The organism is Alteromonas sp. ASW11-130, from assembly GCF_026183735.1.
Lineage (GTDB): Bacteria > Pseudomonadota > Gammaproteobacteria > Enterobacterales > Alteromonadaceae > Alteromonas.
Genome location: NZ_JAPFRE010000014.1, coordinates 30,973 through 53,196 on the forward strand (window position 1 = coordinate 30,973; position 22,224 = coordinate 53,196).

Here is a 22,224-nt window from a genome sequence, read left to right on the forward strand (position 1 = left end):
TTCAACTTTCCTAGAGTAAACCATTTGAACGTGGCTCATTTTTCACGCGACTTTTTAAATATCAGCTATATTTAATTACAGTTGCTCTTCTGTTTTCGACAGTATTGTGTGGTTGTCTAAGTAAGAAATTGAGTCACTGACATCGTTGGGGTGGTTTTTCAAAGGATTTCAAATGAACGCATCGAGTCACCACGAATATATGTGCCCGCAGTGCAACCATATTAATACTTTTCCGGAACGGGCGTTGCGCAACATGTACAAAGAACAAATGACGATCTGTGAAAAATGTGGTTGCCAGCTGGAAGTAACCCCTGCAGATGGTATTAACAACCAAATAAACTTGGTAGTTTCAATTGCAGGTCAGGAATACACCCTCTCCTAAACGGCGTAAAACTCTCGGCGCAAATCTGGGTTACGCATAAATTCCCCGCCCAAAGCAGATGTGCGGGTAAAGGAGTTTGTATCTCTGATACCTCTGGCTTTTACGCAATAATGGGTGGCATTAATGGTAACAGCCACATCTTCTGTACCGGCCAAAGCTTGCAAGGCCACCATAACCTGTTGGGTTAAACGTTCTTGCACTTGCGGACGCTGCGCAAAAAAGCTAACCAAACGGTTTATTTTTGACAGGCCAATAACAGTTTCTTTAGGAATGTATGACACTGTGGCTGTGCCATCAATGGTAACAAAATGATGTTCACACGTACTGGTTAGACTGATATCAGACACTTTTACAGGCTCTGCCAATTGCATCTTATTTTCAATTTGCGTAATTTTGGGAAACTTTCGATAATCAAGCCCCGAAAATATTTCATCAACGTACATTTTTGCTATACGTTCTGGCGTATCCATAATGCTATCGTCATTTCGATCAAGACCGAGCACATCAAGAATCTCGCACATAGCAGCGGCGATTTTGGTGCGTTTTTCATCATCACTAAAATCCACATCAACCATGGGCGTTTCAAGCCCTTTTGCTTCCAATGCATTACGCACCAATAACGCTTCTCTTGATATTGATGTTTCAAGTGCATTTCGCACGATCACTGCTTTATTTACTGACATCCACACAATCCATCTGTTTAAAACAAATTTCTAAGACCGCCTTAGGGTCGCTGGGGGGTGATTTTATCACCACCAGCAAATAAACGCGAGTTACGTAAATTCGCTGCACGTATTTTGTTGCGGGTGATAAGATCATAGCACTGTCAACAACAAAGATAACGTCATGAAAAAGACGATCAAGAAGCTTGATAATAACGTAATTAAGGCGCTTACCGCAGCGTGTGAGACAGCCAAACAGTGGGGAATAGGCTTTGAGTGGTTAACGCACACTGCCCGCTATGAACACTTTCCAGGCAGCTTGATGATAACGTGTATATTTAACACACGTGCGGAAATGGAATATGCCGTCAACAACAATTTCGATAGGCAGCTTCGGCAATTGATCCAAACGGAGTTATTAAAAGCCGGGATTCGAGTCAACGATATTCGCCGCCACGTTCGTGTTGATAACGAAGAAAGCTGCGACATGGAAGATCAAGGTGATTGGCAGGCGCGACTGACACGTTGGAAAGGCTAAGGTCACGCATGTATGCAAATGTGCGACGCTGTATTTTAGCTCGATGCGGAATATTTTAAGTGGTTACCAACCCATCTTCTGAAAAGCTTGCATTACACTTATTCCAGGGCAATGACATGAATAGATTGACATATTGTTGGTGCTGGCGTTAGATAGGTTAAAAAGGACCACCTAGTGATGCAATCTGGAGGCGATGGTGATTTTACGTGTGCCCGTTATTTTAATCATGGTTATGGTGACGCTATCATGCGGTGGCGGCGATTCAACCAATGAAACTACGCCCGCGAAATCGCATCAACTAAATTCCGTTCCAGACCACGTTATCCGCGCGCCATCAGCCGTTATAGAATTATTACTTATTGGAAATAGCCATAGCGCGGTGAATGATTTCCCTATTATCATCGAAAAACTTATTGCAACAGGGACAAATAAATCCGTTAATGTGTTTAACACCAGCGAATCGGCGTACCTTGCAGATAGAAGCAGAAGTAGTGGTAATACTTACGAATTAGTACATAGCAGGGATTGGACCCATGTTGTATTGCAAGCACAACGCTACTCAACTTCAGGTAGTCGCACCTATCCAACCACCGCGGCGCAGGAATGGGTGGCCTTACTCAAGAAGCGCAACGCTATTCCCATCATGTATCCGGAACATCCAAGACTAAATAATACCGAAGAAGGGTATAGAATATTTGAGCTTCACAGCACTATAGCGCGTTCAGCTGAAGCGTGTGTTGCTCCGATTGGTCCTGTATGGGACCTAGCCCTTCAATGGTATCCTGAAATGGCTTTGTATCAGGATGACGGGAATCACTTTAGCCATTTAGGCGCGTTTTTGTCAGCCCTTGTATTCTACCAAATTGTAACCGAACAACCTGTCGACGAACTGCCCGTTATTGATGGATTAAGCGTCGATAAGTCAACTCAATTGCAATTAAAACAAGTGGTGGCAGACTCATTGGCTATTTATCCGCCATGTGAATATCTCTAAATTACACGAATTTGCGTTTTCAAATTCTTTCAAGTCACACGCTTTTCGGTTGAAATTGTCGGTTTACTGTAAGACAACTATTGGTGCCAACTCAACGAATGGCTATACTTGCTGCCTGGATAAATTTAAGGCGCAATATGCATCAGCAACTTTTACCTGAATGGGAATCTTTAGAAGCGGTTATTCTTGCATGGCCCCACCAGAATACGGATTGGGCGCCCTGGCTGAATACGGCCAGACAGACGTATTTAACACTTATTGATCAAATTAATACTGCTGGCGTGGGTGTTATTTTACTTACGTCCAGTGACGATGTAAGTGATGTACAAGCGTGTTTACCCCTTAACGCAAAGGTTCTGATTTTACCCGCGGTTTTCAATGATACTTGGGTAAGGGACTATGCTTTTCTCACCTGTCACAAAGAGGGTGAAAATATTCCTGTTGAGTTTCGATTCAACGGTTGGGGGAATAAGTTTGACGCCGTGGAGGATAATAAAGTTAATCAGCGGTATCTATTTGACTTATGCCGCAATGAAGCAATCCATTCCAATATTGTGGCCGAAGGTGGCGCACTTGAAATTAACGCTACGGGTCACCTGCTCAGCACTTCGCTATGCCTGCTTAATCCCGAACGAAACGGCGATTTCAGCTTAGATCAGTACCGAGATGAGTTTGCGGCTAAGTTAGGGGCTACCCAAATCACTATTTTAGAACAGGGGCATTTGGAAGGCGACGACACTGACGGCCATATAGACACCTTGGTGCGCTTCACGCCAAACAACAGTCTGATAATACAAGCTTCGTATAATAGAAGGGATGATTCGCATTTCTCTTCGCTGGATGCATTATGCAAAGAATGTGCAGTGCAGTTACCGAATCATAGACAATTTCATTTGCCGTTACCTGCTATTTATAGTGCGGACGGTGATAGACTTCCCGCTTCCTACGCAAATTTTTTGATCTGTAATGACCACATTTTGCTACCTGTTTATCAACAGCCGGAAGATGACCTGGCCATTAGCGTAATGCAATTAGCGTATCCACATCATACTATTGTACCGGTGAATTGCGCGATACTGGTGCAGCAATATGGCAGTTTGCACTGTATCTCAATGCAGGTCCCCATCAACACACTTAAGGCCGAAGTGGTCTCCCAACTCAATAATGGAGTAAGCGTTTATGCGACCCAATAAATTGAAAATAGGCTTGGTTCAGCAGGCCGTTGCAGATAACGATAAACAGACTAACTGGCAAAAAAGTGCAGATAAAATAGCCCAATTAGCAAGCGAAGGTTGTGAATGCATTATGCTTCAGGAGCTACACAGCACGCTTTATTTTTGTCAGGATGAAAGTGTAGATGCTTTTGATTTAGCAGAGCCTATTCCCGGCCCGGCAACTGAGTACTTCGGTGCATTGGCTGAAAAGCACAATATTGTATTGGTCACCTCGCTTTTCGAAAAACGAGCCGCAGGTTTGTATCACAATACGGCGGTGGTATTCGACCGCAGTAAAGAGATTGCCGGTCGTTATCGTAAAATGCATATCCCCGACGACCCCGGTTTCTACGAAAAGTTCTATTTTACCCCAGGCGATATGGGCTTTACGCCAATCGATACCAGTGTTGGCAGACTTGGCGTGTTGGTGTGCTGGGATCAATGGTATCCGGAAGCTGCGCGTTTAATGGCGTTGGCTGGCGCAGAAATTCTCTTTTACCCCACCGCTATTGGATGGGACAAACGAGATACCGACGAAGAAAAGGCACGTCAGTTCGGTGCCTGGCAAACGATTCAGCGTGCACATGCGGTAGCGAACTCTTTGCCTGTGATTGTGGCAAACCGAACAGGCTTTGAAGCGTCTCCAGCTGAAAATGATCCGGGCATCCAATTCTGGGGACAAAGCTTTATTGCTGGGCCTCAAGGTGAAATTCTGGCGCAAGCTGGGGTAGATGATGAAACGACCCTCAGTGTTGAATTGGATATGGAAAGAACCGAGCATGTTAAGCGAATCTGGCCTTATTTCCGTGATCGTCGCATTGATGCGTACGACAATTTAACGAAACGTTGGTTGGATTAACACAGTTAATCTGTAGTAGATCATGCACAGGTTGATACATCATCTGACAGGCAGCTACAGACAAAGAGCGGACATTTGATCAATATTTTGAGGATTGTTGATGACATCGATTGTCACGTAGTTATCATCTTTTTAATAACGGGGTATAAAAGTAGGTGAACAGTCGCTGACAATAAGGCAAGAACTAACACAAATGCGGTGGGTAATACTGCGCCAAACGCTACCGACATGCCGAATACAAATCCAAGTATATATTGCGGTTGATAAACCCTCACAATGAGAGATATAGCGAGCAATATTAGCCCAAGCCATGATACCAGTGGCTTAATATTGTTAAGAAACACTACTGATACAATTATGCCAACTAAGATCGCCGATATCCATCCGGCAATTACTTTTTTATCAAAGGGTGAAGCTGAGTATTTTTCGTGTAAACCAGTGCATATGTATGTGAGCATTGGAATTAATAGTGCTCCCCAAGCGTTGGTCAACGAAGGCATGTTTTTGTCATGCAGAATATAATGACTAGGGATTCCTCCGTTTAAAAACTGAAATGCTAATAATAGCCAGATACCTAAACTGGCGAATAACGTCAAACCTATCTTTTTGCTCAAGAATACCGCTCCCTTATGCTATTTAAACTCATATTACCTTGCGGTTAGTGATATCAAATAGCAGTTTTTTGTAACAAGCTTTTCCAGTAGTTACGTTTTGAAATATTGTAAGTAAGAATTTCATCAAGGTATTTTTCGCCGTAGCGAAGAGAAGGTTGTCCTTTTCTCAAGTAAAACTCTGAATAATGTGATAACGCATTATGAATGCTTCGTTTGACCGTCCGAAGTACGTACACAGGAGACAGTCAGAATTGATTCAACCCTGAAATTGATTCTGTCAGGTCAAATTACGACTAATCCCTTGGTAATCACACTAATCCAGTTAATCTACTACAGACTAACTGTACAATCTTGTGCTGCCTGCCCGTTGCAGGTAGCTTTACTGCCTATCTTATACGTTTTCTCTCGTTGATTTGATAGATTGCCCCTTCATACATCAAGTAGCAGTGTCTGGAAGGTTTAGTCGCGTGGCGGGTTATCGCCTCATCGTTAACGTCCAGCCCCCCTGTATATTGACCGAATGAAGGCATAATAAGTAGATTATCTGTACGCACAAAACACTTTCCGGTCAAACGATGGCGATTTACCGTAACTTTACCTTTTGGATGGAAGTGCCCAACTATCTGATAGTGACTATCATTTTCAGGGTCATGTTCAACTTCAGGTTCGTGAAGTATATGAATGGACCCGACAACCACCCGCTGTCTTTTCTGACCAGGCAAAGTGACGGGTAGCTCTGGATCGTGATTACCTAATATCCACACCCACTGATTGGGCATATTGATCACCTCTTCCAGTGCGTGCCGATTTTCTTTCGATAGACGGTTTAACGCGCCTTTGTCATGAAAGCTATCACCAACACAAATAACCTTGGAGGGATTAAATAACTTAATCAGATTAGTCAGTCGCTGTAGGGTGGCATGTGTATCCAAAGGCGAAAGCGGATTACCCGACTGAAGTAAGAAGCTGCCTTTTTCAAAATGTAGATCTGAAACAAGTAAAGTGTCATGGGCGGGACAAAATGCCACACCCTCTGCATGCAACAACCAGCTTAATTCTGCAAGCTTAACCAAAACACCTTTTTTTTGTGTGACCGCTTCACATATCCAGTCAGCTGATACTGCCACCCAATAACTCCCTCACGTCTTCCATCATCGCTTCAGCTTCCGCATATAAGTCTGCTTGTTCTAGAAGCGCATGTGTGCCCGCCCCTTTGATCTGCTCGCTACGCACATCCAGCACAATCGGAATCGCCATAGGAGACACTTTTGGTAGGTTAATCAACTTGGTTTTTCCCACGTAGCGAATTAACATATCAGCCAGTCGCCGTAGATCAAGAAGCTCTCTTTCTGCATCCGCGCGGGCGACACTTAATAATATATGATCCGGGTCATATTCTCGCAGTGTGTCATAAATAAGATCGGTGGAGAAGGTTACCTGCTTCATAGTTTTCTGACTGCTATGGTATCGTTGTTCAGTCAGGCCACTCACCACAGCCACCTGTCTAAACGATCGCTTAAGCATAGGCGCTTGTAACATCCAGTCTTCCAATTCATCCCCAAGGATATCAGGTTGAAATAATGCAGACAGTTGCTCAGCGGAGATCTGTTTTATCGCGCTGATAGAAAGACCATAGTCTGTGACACTGAAGCTGAGTGGTTTAAGTCGCAGTCTTTCCATGCGGCGAGTAAGTAACATGCCTAAAGTTTGATTAGCTTTACGCCCTTCAAACGTATAAAAAAGCGTATAAAAGGTTTTGCGAAAAGGGAATTGTTCCACTAGCACTGTTTCAGGGGTGGGGATCTGTGAAAAGCCCGCTTGTAAATGTAACCATTCAGTAACTTGAACAGGTAATTTCTTCCACTCTTTTTTGTTATGTAGCAGCCGCTTTACATTATCCGCTAAAAACGTCGACATCGGCATTTGACCGCCGACATAGCTGGGAATTTTGGGATCTTTACCTTTCGCGGGACGGGCGTGTAACTGCATATCCCTTATAGCTTCGTATTGCAGAACTTCTCCTGCGAAGATAAAAGTATCGCCGGGTGTAAGCTGCTGGGCGAAATACTCTTCGACCTCTCCAATGATGGTTCCTTGATTTCCTCTACGCAATCGTTTTACCTTTAATCTCCCCGCTTCAACGATAGTACCAATATTTTGTCTATGTCGCTGCATTACACGTTTGTTAGCGGGTACAAGCTTTCCTTCGTCATTCGGCACTAATCGCTGATAGCGTTCGTACGCACGCAGTGCGCTTCCACCATCCCTAGTAAAACTCAGTAATTTTTGGAATTCTTCCCAACTTACCGCTTGATAGGGAGCAGCATTTGTAATCTGTTGATATATTTCTTTTGGGTCGATAGGCTCATGACAGGCACAATTAAGAATAAATTGCGGAAGGATATCCATCGCCCCAGGTTGCGGTGCGTCGCCATCCAGTTGTCCAGCATCGATGGCGTCAATAGCCGCCTGACATTCCAGTACTTCAAATCTATTGGCTGGCACTAAAAGTGCGATACTGGGTTCGTTTAAGCGGTGATTCGCTCGACCTATACGTTGCATCAATCGACTTACGCCTTTCGGCGCGCCCACTTGGATGACCAAATCGACATCGCCCCAATCTATGCCAAGTTCCAACGCCGAGGTGGATACAATGGCACGCAACTGACCAGCCGCCATCAAGGCCTCAGTTTTTCGTCGTTGTTCCTTACTTAACGAACCATGGTAAAGCGCTATAGGTAAACCAAGTTTGTTTTCCTCCCACAGCATTTGGAAAATTAGCTCTGCCTGGGCACGCGTATTGACAAACACCAAACACGTTTTCGACTGTTCAATGGCTGAGTAAATGTCACCCATAGCATATTTCGCCATATAACCACCAAATGGCATGCGGTTAGAAGACGTTAAAATACTGACTTTTGGTTTGACTGGTGAAGGAACGTTGATGATCTCTGCAGGTTCGCCGCTTCTACCCAACCAACTCGCAATAGTATGAGGTTCGGCGATGGTAGCAGAAAGACCGATGCGTTTAACATTTGGCGCAAGGACCGACAATCGGCTAAGGGCTAGCGCAGTAAAATCTCCCCGTTTATTGGCGACGACACTGTGTACTTCATCAATAATTATTCGTTCCACTCTGGCGAACAACGTGCTGGCGTCCGCATAAGACAACATCAACATAAAAGACTCAGGTGTTGTAAGAAGAATATTAGGCGGATTTTTCCGTTGTCGCTGCCGTTTATGTGACGGTGTATCACCCGTGCGGGTCTCTGCCGAAATTTGCAGCTCCATCTGTTCGATAGGTTCAAGCAAATTACGATGAATATCCTGGGTTAACGCCTTTAGTGGTGAAATATACAGGGTATGCAAGCCTTTTCGAGGCTGACTGTCCAATTCAAGTAAGCTAGGTAAAAATCCAGATAAGGTTTTCCCTGCGCCAGTGGGTGCTACTAATAAAGTACTTTGTTTTTTCCAACTAGATTGCAACATTTCCAGCTGATAATCGCGCAGCTTCCACCCTTTTCGAGCAAACCAATCTGCAAATTTTTTCGGTAAAATAGGCTTTCTCAACTTAATAGACTTGGATGCTGTTACGTTCTGATGCCTCCCTGCGATTAAAATTTAAATCAAATGTTTACGTTATGGCGTATATCAAAACATAGAAATTCAGGAGATGCCTTTTGCACCCACAGGAATGGATGTCAGTCGAGTCACCGGGATTATACTGTAAACCCGCGAATCTCTACATCGACCCCATGCAACCCGTTGCGCAAGCGATTGTTACCCATGGTCATGCGGATCATGCTCGTTCAGGTCACGGTTCTGTTTATGCCAGCGGCGATACGATCGCTATCATGCAGACCCGTTATGGTGAAGAGATGGCTAAACAAACCTTCGCACTTAACATGGGGGAAATAAAACAATTTGGAAAGACAAACGACCCCGTTTTAGTCAGTTTGCATCCGGCCGGGCATATTTTAGGTTCGTGTCAGGTAAGGATTGAATATCAGGGGAAGGTATTGGTGATCTCAGGCGATTACAAACGCAGACGCGATCCCACCTGTCCTCCATTTGAAGTGGTTCCTTGTGACGTGTTTATCACAGAAGCAACTTTTGCGTTGCCAGTTTTTACACACCCACCTATTGAACAGGAAATTAAGAAACTGATGGCGTCAGTCGCTATATTTCCTGACCGCTGTCATTTGATAGGAGCTTATGCATTAGGTAAGTGTCAGCGTGTCATCATTGGATTGCGTGAAGCGGGTTACCACAAACCTATTTATCTTCACGGAGCACTGATCAAACTCTGTAATTTGTATCAGGAGAAGGGCATCGAACTGGGTGAGCTCGTCCCGGTAAGTGACGTGGAAGACAAACAATCATTGGCAGGAGAAATCGTAATTGCTCCTCCTTCTGCGTTGGCAGACAGATGGTCCCGCACCCTTCCTAAATTACGTACCGTAATGGCATCAGGTTGGATGCAGGTACGCGCCCGAGCCAGACAGCGTTTAGTAGAACTGCCGCTTATTATTTCCGACCATTGCGATTGGCCAGAACTATTGCAAACGATTGAAGAGGTCAATCCCAAAGAAGTGTGGGTAACTCACGGCCGTGAAGATGCGTTAGTTTATCAATCCACCAAAATGGGCTATAAAACCAAAGCGTTACGGCTGATTGGTTACGAAGATGAGGATGAAACGGGCTAATGCAGGCTTTTAGCGAACTATTAGAGCAGCTGTATTATACCAGCAGTCACAACGCTAAAGCGGCGTTAATCATAGATTACTTAAAACGCACACCTGATCCTGATCGGGGGTGGGCAATCGCTGCTATCGCCGGTTCACTTCGCTTTGAATTTTTCAAACGAAATACGGTAAAACAGCTCATACTGGAACGGGTCGATTCAACCTTGTTCGATTTAAGCTACGACTATGTAGGGGAGATGAGTGAAACGGTAGCTCACCTATGGCCGGAACAATCAGCAACTGAAGTACCGCTACCTACATTAGGCGAATTAGTCGAAAAGTTCAGCCGCGCTACCCGCAAGACTGTACCTGAATTGCTTGCTCACTATTTATCATCAATGAACTCCGCCCAGCGCTGGGCGTTAATTAAATTAGGTACGAGCGGACTACGCGTAGGCGTGTCTGCGCGAAGTATTAAACAAATTCTTGCCCGCTACGGCAATAAGTCAGTAGAGGACATTGAACGGTTATGGCATGGCGTGGAACCGCCCTATACTGATCTGCTGGGGTGGCTTGAAGGCAAGGCTGACATGCCCGATATCAGCGATCAAATTACCTTTTCGCCAGTGATGCTTTCCCATCCATTGACCTTGAATGAGGTATTGCCTTGGGACAACAGCAAATGGCAAGTTGAACATAAATATGATGGCATCCGGGTACAGTTGGTAGTGAAACGCGATGAAAAAGCTTTGTTTAGTCGTAATGCCGACGACATCAGTCACTCTTTTCCCGATCTTCTAGAAGAGGTTTCAGCAGATGCAGTGATAGATGGGGAATTATTAGTGATGCACGGCAGTGACGTCGCCCCTTTTAATGACCTGCAACAAAGATTGAACAAAAAGAAACCGAACAAAATATTGATGCAAACTCATCCAGCTGGACTGATTGCCTACGATATTTTATCGTTAAACGGACAGTCACTCGTCGACAAGCCTCTGTCTGAACGACGCCAATACTTAATCGACTGGGTAGACAAGCAGCATTCTGCTCGCATTCAAATTTCTGAAACGCTGGAGACACCTTCTGAAGCGGCGCTTAAATCACTGCACGAGTTGGCCTCAGAAAACCTCGCGGTAGAGGGATTAATGCTAAAACGAATTGATAGTGCCTACGTACCTGGCCGTCCTAAAGGTCAGTGGTATAAATGGAAACGCGATCCTAAGATAGTTGATGCAGTGATGATGTATGCACAGCGCGGACATGGCAAACGCTCGAGTTACTATTCCGATTTCACCTTCGGCGCATGGCAGGGTGACCAACTACTGCCGATAGGTAAGGCTTATTCGGGATTTACTGATGAGGAATTGAAAAAGCTGGATAACTGGGTAAGACGCAATAGCATCGGCCGCTTCGGTCCGGTACGCGAAGTAAAAAAAGAATTAGTGGTAGAGGTTGCATTCGATGCCGTGCATCCGTCGACTCGCCATAAGTCCGGTGTCGCTATGCGTTTTCCACGTATAAACCGTATCCGTTGGGACAAACCAGCGAGGGAGGCAGATACTTTGGAAACGGTAGTGGATCTTATTGAACCAAAGGAAAAGGAATGAATAGTCTTATAATCATACTTTCCACAAGTCAGTCACACTGTTTAGCTGAAAGTTTTGATATATAAGGCTTCCACTTTATCCCTCGCCCATTGTGTTTTGCGCAGGAATTTCAGCGACGACTTAATTGAAGGATCGTTCACAAAGCAATTCACTCGGATACGTTCATGTAGTCCGTCCCAACCATATTGGTCAACCAGTTGAGTCAATATTTTTTCCAGCGTAAGACCGTGCAGTGGATTGTTTGGTTGTTCGTTAGGCATGTTAAACTCTATTAGGTATCAATTAGTCACTAATGATGTGTGATGGTGTACCGATGTTCGGTCCGTTACGCGTATTACATCAGTTACATTCTACTATTACAAACGTGATTTTAAATTAGTGAAAAACTGTTACCGCTGTTCAGGCGATAAGTTGCCGATTGCACAGAAGCCGCATGGGAGACTGCCGTATCTTTAAGCCCCAACAAGGAGTCTATGAGTATGCTTAAGTGTGTTTCCCGACGAGCGAAGTTAACGCCATTGAAATTGCTGGCGTGCGAGATCGCACCTTTAATTGCTGTTGGACTTATAATAGTGTAGCGGGTGAACCATCATCAGGCGATTTCAGATAGGCTGCCGCAGCCGCCATCCTCTTTTGGCCTGCTTGCACAACGAGCCTAATCCTGCAAAAAAACCACGAAACACAGCCGTATGATTTTAGGGCCGAATTTCATTATCGAATTGTGCCGGTGTGAAATGGCGCCACTCTTGAGTAGGCTGTCCATCTGGTTGCTTGCCTTTCCTCTCAAACGAATTTTAAGCCAGGCTTTACCCGGCGCCATTTGATGCGCTAACGGATTACACCAGATTGAATTATGATTATCTATTTTATGTGAACGAATTACACGGCATCGCAATCCAGTTGAAATTTCAACATCAGGCTAATCCGTGTCCAAGATTTGGTCGTTCCAAAGAAAACCTATTCCGCAGACCAGTTCACTCTCATCACCTATCCCCTAAAATACAAAGCTTTATGATTGCGAAGTTATTTTATGAAACACATTTATTGGATTAGCTCCCTGATACTACTTTTTTCTCAGTGTATCAGTGCTGGTGAAACAACGAGATTTGATACGGGCCCCATACAGTTGGCGAAAGCTTATTCTACTGAAATCAAAGTGAGCGACTACCTGATTAGCGAAAAATTAGACGGTATACGCGCTCGCTGGACAGGAAAAATGCTGCTCAGCCGAAATGGAAACAAGATTAACACACCAGCTTGGTTTACTAAGGGCTGGCCCAACGTAGCGATGGATGGTGAACTCTGGACAAAGCGGAGTGATTTTCAACGGATCGCGTCAATTGTGCTCAGCGACATCCCTGATCAGCGTTGGCAGGAGATCAGAATGATGTTGTTTGATCTGCCAAATGAAAACACGCCTTTTTACCTTCGCGTTGCAAAAATGAAAAAGCTTATTGAACAAACAAAAAACCCCACCTTAGTAATGGTTCCACAAACCACAATGCGTTCCACTCAACAATTAGAAGCAAAACTAAAAGCCGTCACCAATGCTGGTGCGGAGGGGCTGATGCTTCATCACAGGCACGCATTGTATCAGAATGGCCGCACCAATAAGTTACTAAAAGCTAAACGTTATGAAGATGACGAAGCAAAAGTTATTGCTCACTTGGAGGGAAAAGGAAAATTTGTTGGCATGATGGGTTCATTATTGGTCGAAACCCGGGAGGGAATTCAATTTAAAATAGGCAGTGGTTTTACACAATCAGAACGGGGGGCACCTCCGCCTATAGGTAGCTGGATTACCTTTAAACACTACGGTGTTACAAAGCGTGGTATTCCTCGCTTCGCGAGTTTTATGTATGTCCGCCCCCACAAGGAATGACCTGATATGAATGGGCCCGATAGAAGTTACCCTCAGAAAGTCGACCTATTGAGTTATAGCATTAGAGGAGAAAGCCATAAACAGCAGATAGCGGTTATTGCTCGAAAAGGGCCTACAGCCATCTTTACTATGCTTGGATTCGGTATAGGCGCATTAATTTATTATATTTTCGGCGCAGAAATTAGAGTTGCCCCATCAAAAATCAACCAGGTTTTCTTCATATTAAATGGTAATCGTGGTTAAAGCGAAACGCCAATTGGGCTTTGAACCTATAAGAATGATGAGCTAAACATTGGGAAAAGAACGATATACAGACCAGCATTGAAGTAAAAATTAATTCACCAACCGTGTACACCGGTAATGTGGGTAACGTTATATATATGCGAATACATTTTTTCACAGACCTGCATGTAACTGCGCGAGAAGTGCTTGTATACCGACTTAAATAGAGCAGAAATAACCGCTAGTAATCGCCACCTTTTTTCACCTTTGTCTTTTTTCAGAAAATGATTTCCTTTACAATCCGGGCGTCTTACAGGAAGACGTACAAACATGGAATATAAAAAAATGAAAAAAGTTATCTTAGCAACGTTTATCGCATCAGCAATGCTAACTACTGGCTGCGCGACAATCTTAACAGAAGACACTCAGCAAATTAATGTGACCACCTCTAATGGGGAAAGCGTTGAAACAGTTGTTGATGGGCAGTCTCACACAGTTCCGGGTATCGTGAACGTTAAGAAAGAAAATAAAAATAAAGTTCTAGTAGTTCAAGATGAGAGATGTACATCTGAAACTGCTCTAAACAAAGAAGTTGAATCTGCGTTCTTTGTTAATATTTTATCTGGTGGAGTGTTTGGTTCTACTACCGACTACTCGACAGAAAAAATGTGGAAATACCAAGACAACGTTTCTATTAACTGTAAATAAGCGTGTATTATCCTATTAAAGGAAGTCTTTGGGCTTCCTTTTTCTATTTTTTCTCTTTTTCCTGCCTTAGCCTCCCTCACTCCTATGGCTCATTACTCGAACAAGTCGACAAAAAGAAGCTATATGAGCATTCAGTGTGGCACCAACTTATCCATTTTCATGAAGGCAGTCCAATCAACCCGAAAAATAATCTATACGTAAGTGGGGTTCCCGCCAATTCGCGAATGGAGATGCACAGAACTTTAGATCTTATTATTAATCATCCTGCTAAAGCCTGTAACTATCCCGCTCGCAAAAGATTTTTAGAAAAATTCTTAGCCTTGAAAAGTGGTACTCTTTCACCAGTAAAATGTGAAGAATACGATGAGTACGCAGCGCAAGTTCCAGTAGATGAACTTTCTTTAGTTTACGCTGCAGAAAATGTGACTCAGGCTAGTTCAATGCTCGGTCATATTATGCTTAAGCTTTCCGGAACAAGAGGAAATGGCATACCTGTCGAGCATGGTGTTACCTTCTTCACAGAGCTAGATACCATAAATGTTCCATTTTTGCTTTGGGAAACATTATATGAAGGAAAAAATGGATACTTCAAAGTCGGACCATTTAACGAATTTTCGAATTATTACCTGAATGCTGAAGCCCGCAATATTTGGGACTATAAAATAGATGTTGAACCGTTCAAATTAGCACTATTGAAAGACCATATCTGGGAACTCGGAAAAAGTGAGTTGTACTATTATTTTCACAGCTATAATTGTGCTACCGTTACACAGATCCTCATTTCATTAGCAACAAATTCGACCTTTACAAAAGAGTGGTTAACTCCGCTAGATGTAGTTAAATTCGTCAATGATAATAACGTAATCCAACGAGCACATGTGACACCTTCTACTCAATGGAGACTGCGTTCACTCTCTGAAGAGATTTCTAATCAGAATACTAAAGTCATCAAAGATTTTATAACGAAGGAAAAGGCGCTACCACTTCATTCTGGCCAAATCATTGAATATGAATACGCAAAAGCTCTGAACGAATTTATGTATAAGACTGACGTAATTAGTCGACAAAAGTACCAAGGAAATAAATTTGACTTAGAGGAGTTCGGCACAGCTTTACCTGATTATTCGATTGATGCGGCCGACTATAAAAATCCCTTGAATGTATCGCCAGAAGCTGAAATTTCTATGGGCCTTTTGCATCGAGAGCAGGTCAATTGGTTAACCATAGGCTACTTTCCGGTCGCCAGTACATTGGACGACGACAAACGGAATGTTTTCGGTGAAACAGCTTTAACATTATCGTCCGTAAAACTGCTAATAGATGTAGCAAGGCAGAATGTAGAATTAGACTCTTGGAAGATCTACGACATGAAATCCCATATTCCTTTTGATACGGTAACAAAGGGAGTATCGACTGGGTTTTCTTTTGGCTTTGAGCAACGATTACGCCCGAGTATAGGATACAAATTGACGAGTTATATAGACGTCAGTAGTGGTATTGCATTTGAACCACACACTGACTTAGGGGTATTCGCACAACTTAAGTTAGGTGCATCAGCTTCTGATTCCGCAGCGTGGGTATACGGTAAACTAACGCTTGGCTCACACCTTTATGCAATAGGAAACAGCAAATTACGTGTTGAGTCTTCATTTATGTTTAATGACTTTAACTCTTCACATGTTAACCAAGCCTATACGCTACGCTATATTAAATACTTCAAAAAGCAATGGCTAGTCACCCTTTCGGCAAGTAAGGAGAATTTTAACCAGAACAGAGAAGAAGTATACGGATTAGAGCTTAAGTATAGATATTAGCGTTTTCAATAGAATATTTTATGTAATGAGCTTGCCAAATAACTTCGCTATTATAGAAAACTATCTGCCACTATAAGTCCTAATTAGCAGTCTCTCTACTATAGATAAGAAGCATAAATGCACCCGCTCTAATAGATACCGAGCCTACAGGGGCGGCTGGTTTGCCACGCAAAGCATGTAGTTTACCAACACATTGGTACCCGCCGATTGAATTCTTTTTTTAATAGGGCATTCCAATTTGCGTTAAAAGCGATAACAGTTAATTCGATCATCAAACTTCATCGATGTATTACGCTCAGCACGCCTTCCATTCAGTACTTCAGTGAAAAAACTTCTTACCGATTCATTTTCGCGGACCGCAAACATTTCGTGTGTTCTTTCTACTTTTGCACCATTGGTAAAATCGAAATAGATAGCGGCGCGAGCATTTAATTTAGTGGCACTACGTCCTAATCGATCTTTTTGAAAGTTGGTGTCCGACCATTTCAGCACATAATCATTTTCGTTAATCGTAACGTATACCCGCTTCCCAGCTTGGATTTTGTCAACCCAAAGCCTATGCCCTTCATTGTCAACGTCTGCCTGGCAAAGGATAATATTTTCAAAAACATTTGTTTCATCATCGTAGCTTGTGCCACTCACATAACTTTGAAACAAGAAGTTTCCCAAGCTGTAGGCCATGAAAGACAGCTTTACCCCACACCGTTGTAGTTCCTGTTTACTAAAAGGCTCCTTTAGATATTGCCCAAGTTTCTCTAGTGTGGCATCCAACGCGCTCACAGATGCTTGCGCGTGTCTTCGCGCCTGACGATATTCACTCGTTGGAAATCCGCCCGGGTTAGAAGGCCAGGAAAAAACGATAACTTCTACGCCGTGTAAATCTTCAATTCGCTGCGCTTTTTCAAGATTTTTTACAAAAGATTGATTAAACCCGTGCACAAAGAACAAGGCGTTTCTGCGGGTCTCTATGAGTCGATCTCGAATTTGATCGAAGATTCTACGCGAAGGAAGGTTAGAGGCTTTTAAGTTGTTTGGCTCATTCACTAAAGATACTTTCCAGTGTTCGCCATCTCGTTCAGCATGGGCGAGACGAATCTCGTTAGGTCCTTTGGCATTAACATGATCGCCAAAACCATTCTCGTTACCCACTCCATTATTAAAATTTTGAAAATTTATATTTCTATTGGTGATAATTAGCATAAGGTTTTTCCTTTCCATGTTAAGCAACTCGCTAACCTCAAGTTGGATATTATTGGATTGCAACGATAATTACATTCGCACGTAAATACTCATTTATAAATAGACGGGGCAGCAAATGTAGAATTTAAGATTTAGTTAATAATAAGAATTTCTACACGTCGGTTTTGTGCGCGTCCGTCAGGTGTTTCGTTGCTGGCAACCGGCTTCTCTTCTCCGAAGCCTTCGTAGGACAGCCTTTCTTGAGAGATTTTCCCGACTTTATTTAAAAAGCCAGCAACTGTCTCTGCCCGATTCTGGGATAATTTCATATTTAGCTCATCACTCCCTGTAGCGTCGGTATGGCCAGATACGCTCACCTTGGAATTTGGGAAACGACTTACTGCTTCAATGATTTTATTGAGTAAGGCAAAATTAGATGACTCAATTTCACTGCTTCCACTAGGGAATGCGAATCCATGAGCGCGGATTAATACATTATCTCGTTGTCGATATACGGTTGCTTCACTATCATCAAAAAGTGACTGAACACCTTCAAAAAGCGCGTTATTTTTTCGTTTGGCTTGTTGTTCTTGCTCTAATTCCATTTGCGCAACAAGTAGCTCAGCTTCGCGTTGTTTTTGCAATTCGGCTTGTTTTGCTGAAGCCTGTTCTCCCGCTGCTCTAAGCTGGTTTGATAGTGTGGTGATTTGGGTATTTAGCTGAGCCACTGTTGCCATTTCTTCCTGGATCCGCGCGCTGGCTGCCTGCACTGTGTCTTTATAAGGTTTATCAAACGCTAGTTCTCCCATTAAGGGAGCGAGCGCCGTAGCGAATTGGTTTTGAAACCAGACAATTTTTTGCTCTTCGCTAAAGTCCGCATTATCAAAATATTCTTCAAGCGCAGCAACGTATTGTGCTCGTTTCGCCAGAGCAATAGCTTGATTGGAGTGAATATTAGCGCGTTGAGTATTGGTGCGGTCAGCCTCTAACGTATTTAATGCCAATTGGTATTCATCATAGGCTTGGCGAAACAAAATGGGCGTTCTGTCATCCAGGTCTTCGCGCTTAGCCTTATCCAACCAACGTTCAGCTGTACTCAACATGTTTGTTTTAAGCGCAGCAAGCTCAATCGCTAAAAACTCATTTTTGAGTTCGCTTATATTACGTTTCGCCCGTTCATCATCGCCTTGCTCAAGTTGCGCAAACATCATTAGCAGCCGTTCATCGGCGTTGCTAAATCGCTTTCCAACGAGTGAATCAGCATTGGCTTCTATCGCACGCTCCCTTGCAGCAATAACTTCATCAAACACGTATTGCGCTTCTGCCGCTTGTTGTTCAGCGGCGACTACATAATCTACTACTTGTTGAGCACTGTTTGTTGCTTCAGGATTATCGTTCGTCGCTTGCTTCGTAGCCTTCTGGTAGGACGAGCGCGCTTGTTCGATGTGTTCAGGCGCATAGCGTTGCAGTCGCTGCGATTCAGCACGCCTTATTGCTTCTTCAGCCTCTCCCACGAGGGGATATTGGATAGTTATTTGACTTGCTGTAAGTTTAGTTTGACTAGCGCAACCCAGCAGTAGCCCTGAACCAAGAATCAACGCCAACATTAAAATTTTCATCGTGTGCTCATTTTCTAAATTAGATTATCCAGAACGTTGTGACATTTATTGCCAAATCTTTAGCTATTACACGGCCATTTTGCCAAATGACCACCGTCAAAAATGAAGACATATTTATCGTCACTTTGTCGCCGCGCCTACGTAGCAGCATTCGTCTACTTTGTAAGGAATCTAAAGGGTTTGCTAATCGCCCACCATGCAGATTAGTAAACCTCATAACGCGTGCCCTACTCTGAAAATACGAAGAAGGGACAAATATGAAACTGCAAAGACCTACACGTTCTTACATTTTTACCACCTCACTTAGCGTAGTACTTTTTGAAAGAGGTGCAAATCAACGCTAGTGTTGAGCGATATCGAAGCCGCACTGGTATGGGTGAATAAACTCACCCACTTTGTTGAAGTATTAATGAACCGCGAAGACGACGTTAAGCGTTCAGCCGACCAATCGATGTGATCTTTAGCGTTCCTGTTGACCTTGTATTATCACGAAGTCACGAAAAAACTCTACGCTTTTGCACTTTCCCGCTTGCTGACTTCCGCATGCCATCGGGCAAGATTAGAATGTTCTTCTGCAATACGAATATCTACCACTCGCCCAAAGTCAATCGCGCAAAGGGCGGTGATATCAGCGGCAGAGAAAAAGTCTCCCGCGATAAACTGAAATTCACCTAATCGTCGATCAAGTAGCTTCATGTATTGCTGCGCAATTTTGCCCGCTTCGTGTCCGTATTCTGGAATGGGTGTCATCCGGTCCCTAAAATAACCAGTGGTGTGCTGAAAACACATGCCTATTTGTAACATTAACGCTAGTTCTACCTGATGTTCCCACATAACCACTTGGGCATTTTCAACTGCGGTAGTGCCCATAAGTGGAGGTTCTGGAAACTGTGACTCAAGGTAGGTATATATGGCAGTACATTCGCTAATACAGGTACCATCATCTAATTCGAGTACAGGAACTTTACCTAGTGGGTTTTTCGCCCGCATTTCCTGCGTCAGGTTTTCACCCTTTTGTAAATCCAGTTCAACCAGTTCAGCCGTAATAGATTTTTCTGCCATAAACATCCGCACGCGGCGAGGATTAGGAGCCTTGTGCATCTGATACAATTTCATCGTAAATCCCTCTTCATTTGATAATGTTCTGCCAAGATACCGTATTCGAGTGGCAAAATGATAGTATGCTGTCACACTTAAGGTAACTACGAAAAAAGTGTAGTGGGTAATAGATGGCGAACGCAAAAAATGTATTGGGCACACCCCTGAAATTGTGTTGTGGTAATTCAGGTTATACGCGTGAAGGATTCTGTTATGTCCCCAACGATGATATTGGCAATCATAGTGTCTGCGCGGTGGTAGATGATGCCTTTTTGGAATACTAGTTAACGCAAGGGAATGATTTGATAACATCACGGCCAGAGATGCAGTTCCCCGGGTTGAAGGCTGGTGATCGTTGGTGTTTATGTGCTATTCGCTGGTTGCACGCCTATGAGGCGGGCGTCGCGCCTAAAGTTAATTTGGAGGCAACCCACGAAAAAGCACTGGAAGTGATTCCGTTGACTTATCTTGAAAAATTTGGCATCTGAAAAATAGATGGCATTTCATTGCGCGGGATGGTGCTGGCTAAGCGCGATAGTGACGATTGAGCGTCTGGGTGCGTTCCTATTTATAGGGTTGATTAAGAGGCCACCGCTTTCGCGGTGGTGACGATTGGGCACGGTGGTGACGATTGGGCACGGTGGTGACGATTGAACGTGGTGGTCACCCTATACCACTTTTGTCACCGTATAATGCAGTAGCGACAAAAATAAGTGAATTACTGTGGTGTCCGTATCACCAATAATCGCGTTTCTGTCATATCTTCAATGGCATAGCGGATACCTTCCCGACCCAATCCTGAATCCTTCACCCCACCATATGGCATGTTGTCAACTCGCCAGCTGGGCACATCGCCTATAACGACGCCTCCCACTTCAAGCTTGTCCCAGGCCCGGTTAGCTTTGTATAGATCCCGTGTAAAAATGCCCGCCTGTAATCCGTAACGGCTATTATTTATTTCATCCAGCGCGGCGTCAAAATCATCAAAAGGGTACAATACAGCCACTGGACCAAATGCTTCTTCTGCACTGAGATCGGCATCTTTTGGCACGTTCTCCATTACTGTCGCTTCTAACATAGCCCCATTGCGTTCACCCCCACAGAGTAAGGTAGCACCCTGTTTCTCCGCGTTTTGAATCCAGCCTTCCAATCTTTTGGCTTCAGATTCAGAGATCATAGGCCCGATAAACGTATCTTTGTCTGAGGGATCGCCAGATTTCAGCGCTTTTACTTTTTCCACGAATCGCTGCTTAAAGTCATCGAAAATTGAGCGATGAAGTAAAACACGTTGGACGCCTATACAGCTTTGACCTGACTGGTAGTAAGCGCCAACTATTATTCTTTCGAGTGCGTCTTCCAGGTCGGCATCTTCATCGACAATACAGGCAGCATTGCCACCTAGCTCTAATATCACGGGCTTCTTCCCGGCCTTCGCTTTTAGCTCCCATCCGACATCCGGCGAGCCCGTAAAGCTCAATAATTTTAAGCGTTCATCGGTTGTGAATAGATCTGCGCCATCACGGCTACAGGGTAGAATCGAAAAAGCACCTTTCGGCAAATCAGTTTCAGCTAGGATTTCCCCAATAATCAGTGCTCCTATCGGCGTTCGAGAAGCTGGTTTTAAGATAAATGTACATCCGGCTGCGATAGCCGGAGCCACCTTATGAGCCGCCAGATTTAGGGGAAAGTTAAACGGTGAAATGAACGAACAGGGCCCAATAGGAACTTTCTTGGTCATGCCCTGGTAGCCTTTTGCGCGTGCAGAAATCTCTAAGTTAATTACTTCGCCGTTGATACGCACTGATTCTTCAGACGCTATTCGAAATGTATCTATTAAGCGGGTCACTTCTCCTTTAGCATCCTTAATAGGTTTACCTGCTTCGATACACAAAGCGTCTGCAAGCTCTTCTTCGCGTTCCTTAAAGCGTTTTATACAGTGATCCAGCACTGCCTGTCTTTCAAACGGTGACATGGCGGTCATAGCCGGTTGCGCTTTTTCGGCGGCGGCGATGGCCCTATCAATATCTTCAGCATTAGCCTTTGCAACCCGGGTAGCCACTTCCCCTGTGTACTTATTCGTTACTTCTAGATCTTTATTTTTATAAACTGCTTCGTTGGCTAAATAAAATGGGTAGTTATCCTTCATA

The 22,224-nt window shown here is 43.9% G+C and carries 21 protein-coding genes and 1 pseudogene; 12 read left to right on the forward strand and 10 right to left on the reverse strand.

Features of this window, described 5'->3' with window-relative positions:
- Positions 1-172 precede the first annotated feature (172 nt).
- On the forward strand, positions 173-382 hold the full coding sequence (locus OPS28_RS02835) for a hypothetical protein (protein WP_265607919.1): 210 nt from the start codon (positions 173-175) through the stop codon (positions 380-382).
- On the opposite strand, the gene folE is transcribed toward OPS28_RS02835, so the two are convergent.
- The gene (gene folE / locus OPS28_RS02840; protein ID WP_265607920.1) at positions 379-1,065 is read right to left on the reverse strand and encodes a GTP cyclohydrolase I FolE; all 687 of its coding nucleotides are present in this window, start codon (positions 1,063-1,065) and stop codon (positions 379-381) included. The genes OPS28_RS02835 and folE overlap by 4 nt on opposite strands.
- A 163-nt stretch (positions 1,066-1,228) precedes the next feature.
- Between folE and OPS28_RS02845 the strand changes: the two genes are divergently transcribed.
- The 4 genes from OPS28_RS02845 (at position 1,229) to OPS28_RS02860 (ending at position 4,649) form a co-directional block, all read left to right on the forward strand.
- Positions 1,229-1,582, forward strand: a complete 354-nt coding sequence (locus OPS28_RS02845) for a Fis family transcriptional regulator (RefSeq protein ID WP_265607921.1) — start codon at positions 1,229-1,231, stop codon at positions 1,580-1,582.
- A 193-nt stretch (positions 1,583-1,775) separates the two neighbouring features.
- Positions 1,776-2,576: a hypothetical protein gene (locus OPS28_RS02850; protein ID WP_265607922.1), complete on the forward strand. Its 801-nt coding sequence runs from the start codon at positions 1,776-1,778 to the stop codon at positions 2,574-2,576.
- Positions 2,577-2,713: 137 nt separating this feature from the next.
- The gene (locus OPS28_RS02855) at positions 2,714-3,769 is read left to right on the forward strand and encodes an agmatine deiminase family protein (RefSeq protein WP_265607923.1); all 1,056 of its coding nucleotides are present in this window, start codon (positions 2,714-2,716) and stop codon (positions 3,767-3,769) included.
- Positions 3,756-4,649, forward strand: a complete 894-nt coding sequence (locus OPS28_RS02860) for a carbon-nitrogen hydrolase (protein ID WP_265607924.1) — start codon at positions 3,756-3,758, stop codon at positions 4,647-4,649. The genes OPS28_RS02855 and OPS28_RS02860 overlap by 14 nt, the downstream gene beginning before the upstream one ends.
- 113 nt (positions 4,650-4,762) lie before the next feature.
- Here the strand turns inward: OPS28_RS02860 and OPS28_RS02865 are convergent, their stop codons facing one another.
- From OPS28_RS02865 to OPS28_RS02875, 3 genes are all read right to left on the reverse strand, one after another.
- Positions 4,763-5,263, reverse strand: coding sequence for a hypothetical protein (locus tag OPS28_RS02865; protein ID WP_265607925.1), 501 nt, complete (start codon positions 5,261-5,263; stop codon positions 4,763-4,765).
- Between the two features lie 386 nt (positions 5,264-5,649).
- Positions 5,650-6,390, reverse strand: coding sequence for a ligase-associated DNA damage response endonuclease PdeM (pdeM, locus tag OPS28_RS02870; RefSeq protein WP_265607926.1), 741 nt, complete (start codon positions 6,388-6,390; stop codon positions 5,650-5,652).
- Complete coding sequence (locus tag OPS28_RS02875) at positions 6,374-8,833, reverse strand: ligase-associated DNA damage response DEXH box helicase (protein ID WP_265607927.1); 2,460 nt, start codon at positions 8,831-8,833, stop codon at positions 6,374-6,376. The genes pdeM and OPS28_RS02875 overlap by 17 nt, the downstream gene beginning before the upstream one ends.
- A gap of 110 nt (positions 8,834-8,943) precedes the next feature.
- Here OPS28_RS02875 and OPS28_RS02880 point away from each other — a divergent pair, with 110 nt between their 5' ends.
- Together OPS28_RS02880 and OPS28_RS02885 are read left to right on the forward strand one after the other, a co-directional pair.
- Positions 8,944-9,969: a ligase-associated DNA damage response exonuclease gene (locus OPS28_RS02880; protein ID WP_265607928.1), complete on the forward strand. Its 1,026-nt coding sequence runs from the start codon at positions 8,944-8,946 to the stop codon at positions 9,967-9,969.
- Positions 9,969-11,555, forward strand: a complete 1,587-nt coding sequence (locus OPS28_RS02885) for a cisplatin damage response ATP-dependent DNA ligase (protein ID WP_265607929.1) — start codon at positions 9,969-9,971, stop codon at positions 11,553-11,555. Before OPS28_RS02880 ends, OPS28_RS02885 begins: the two co-directional genes overlap by 1 nt.
- A gap of 41 nt (positions 11,556-11,596) precedes the next feature.
- Here OPS28_RS02885 and OPS28_RS02890 read toward each other — a convergent pair whose 3' ends face one another.
- On the reverse strand, positions 11,597-11,815 hold the full coding sequence (locus tag OPS28_RS02890; protein WP_265607930.1) for a VF530 family protein: 219 nt from the start codon (positions 11,813-11,815) through the stop codon (positions 11,597-11,599).
- A gap of 770 nt (positions 11,816-12,585) precedes the next feature.
- Between OPS28_RS02890 and OPS28_RS02895 the strand changes: the two genes are divergently transcribed.
- The 4 genes from OPS28_RS02895 to OPS28_RS02910 all read left to right on the forward strand — a co-directional run bounded on the left by OPS28_RS02895 (position 12,586) and on the right by OPS28_RS02910 (position 16,181).
- Positions 12,586-13,437, forward strand: coding sequence for a DNA ligase (locus OPS28_RS02895; protein ID WP_265607931.1), 852 nt, complete (start codon positions 12,586-12,588; stop codon positions 13,435-13,437).
- A 6-nt stretch (positions 13,438-13,443) separates the two neighbouring features.
- Positions 13,444-13,680 carry a hypothetical protein gene (locus OPS28_RS02900; RefSeq protein WP_265607932.1) on the forward strand — a complete coding sequence of 79 codons (237 nt, stop codon included), beginning with the start codon at positions 13,444-13,446 and terminating at the stop codon, positions 13,678-13,680.
- A 309-nt stretch (positions 13,681-13,989) separates the two neighbouring features.
- A complete protein-coding gene (locus tag OPS28_RS02905) occupies positions 13,990-14,367 on the forward strand; it encodes an adenosine deaminase (protein WP_265607933.1) in 378 nt (125 codons plus the stop codon).
- A gap of 134 nt (positions 14,368-14,501) precedes the next feature.
- Positions 14,502-16,181, forward strand: a complete 1,680-nt coding sequence (locus OPS28_RS02910) for a lipoprotein N-acyltransferase Lnb domain-containing protein (protein WP_265607934.1) — start codon at positions 14,502-14,504, stop codon at positions 16,179-16,181.
- A 243-nt stretch (positions 16,182-16,424) separates the two neighbouring features.
- Here the strand turns inward: OPS28_RS02910 and OPS28_RS02915 are convergent, their stop codons facing one another.
- The 4 genes from OPS28_RS02915 to OPS28_RS02930 form a co-directional block, all read right to left on the reverse strand.
- Positions 16,425-17,381 carry an alpha/beta hydrolase gene (locus tag OPS28_RS02915; RefSeq protein WP_265607935.1) on the reverse strand — a complete coding sequence of 319 codons (957 nt, stop codon included), beginning with the start codon at positions 17,379-17,381 and terminating at the stop codon, positions 16,425-16,427.
- Between the two features lie 131 nt (positions 17,382-17,512).
- Positions 17,513-18,979 (reverse strand): OmpA family protein, encoded by a 1,467-nt coding sequence (locus OPS28_RS02920; protein WP_265607936.1) that lies wholly within the window; start codon positions 18,977-18,979, stop codon positions 17,513-17,515.
- 19 nt (positions 18,980-18,998) lie between these two features.
- The gene (locus OPS28_RS02925) at positions 18,999-19,196 is read right to left on the reverse strand and encodes a hypothetical protein (protein WP_265607937.1); all 198 of its coding nucleotides are present in this window, start codon (positions 19,194-19,196) and stop codon (positions 18,999-19,001) included.
- A 290-nt stretch (positions 19,197-19,486) separates the two neighbouring features.
- Positions 19,487-20,095, reverse strand: coding sequence for a glutathione S-transferase family protein (locus tag OPS28_RS02930; protein ID WP_265607938.1), 609 nt, complete (start codon positions 20,093-20,095; stop codon positions 19,487-19,489).
- Between the two features lie 113 nt (positions 20,096-20,208).
- On the opposite strand from OPS28_RS02930, the pseudogene OPS28_RS02935 reads away from it, so the two are divergent.
- Positions 20,209-20,565, forward strand: a pseudogene (locus tag OPS28_RS02935) (DUF2237 family protein).
- Positions 20,566-20,795: 230 nt separating this feature from the next.
- Here the strand turns inward: OPS28_RS02935 and OPS28_RS02940 are convergent.
- Complete coding sequence (locus OPS28_RS02940) at positions 20,796-22,223, reverse strand: aldehyde dehydrogenase family protein (protein WP_265607939.1); 1,428 nt, start codon at positions 22,221-22,223, stop codon at positions 20,796-20,798.
- Position 22,224: the final 1 nt, after the last annotated feature.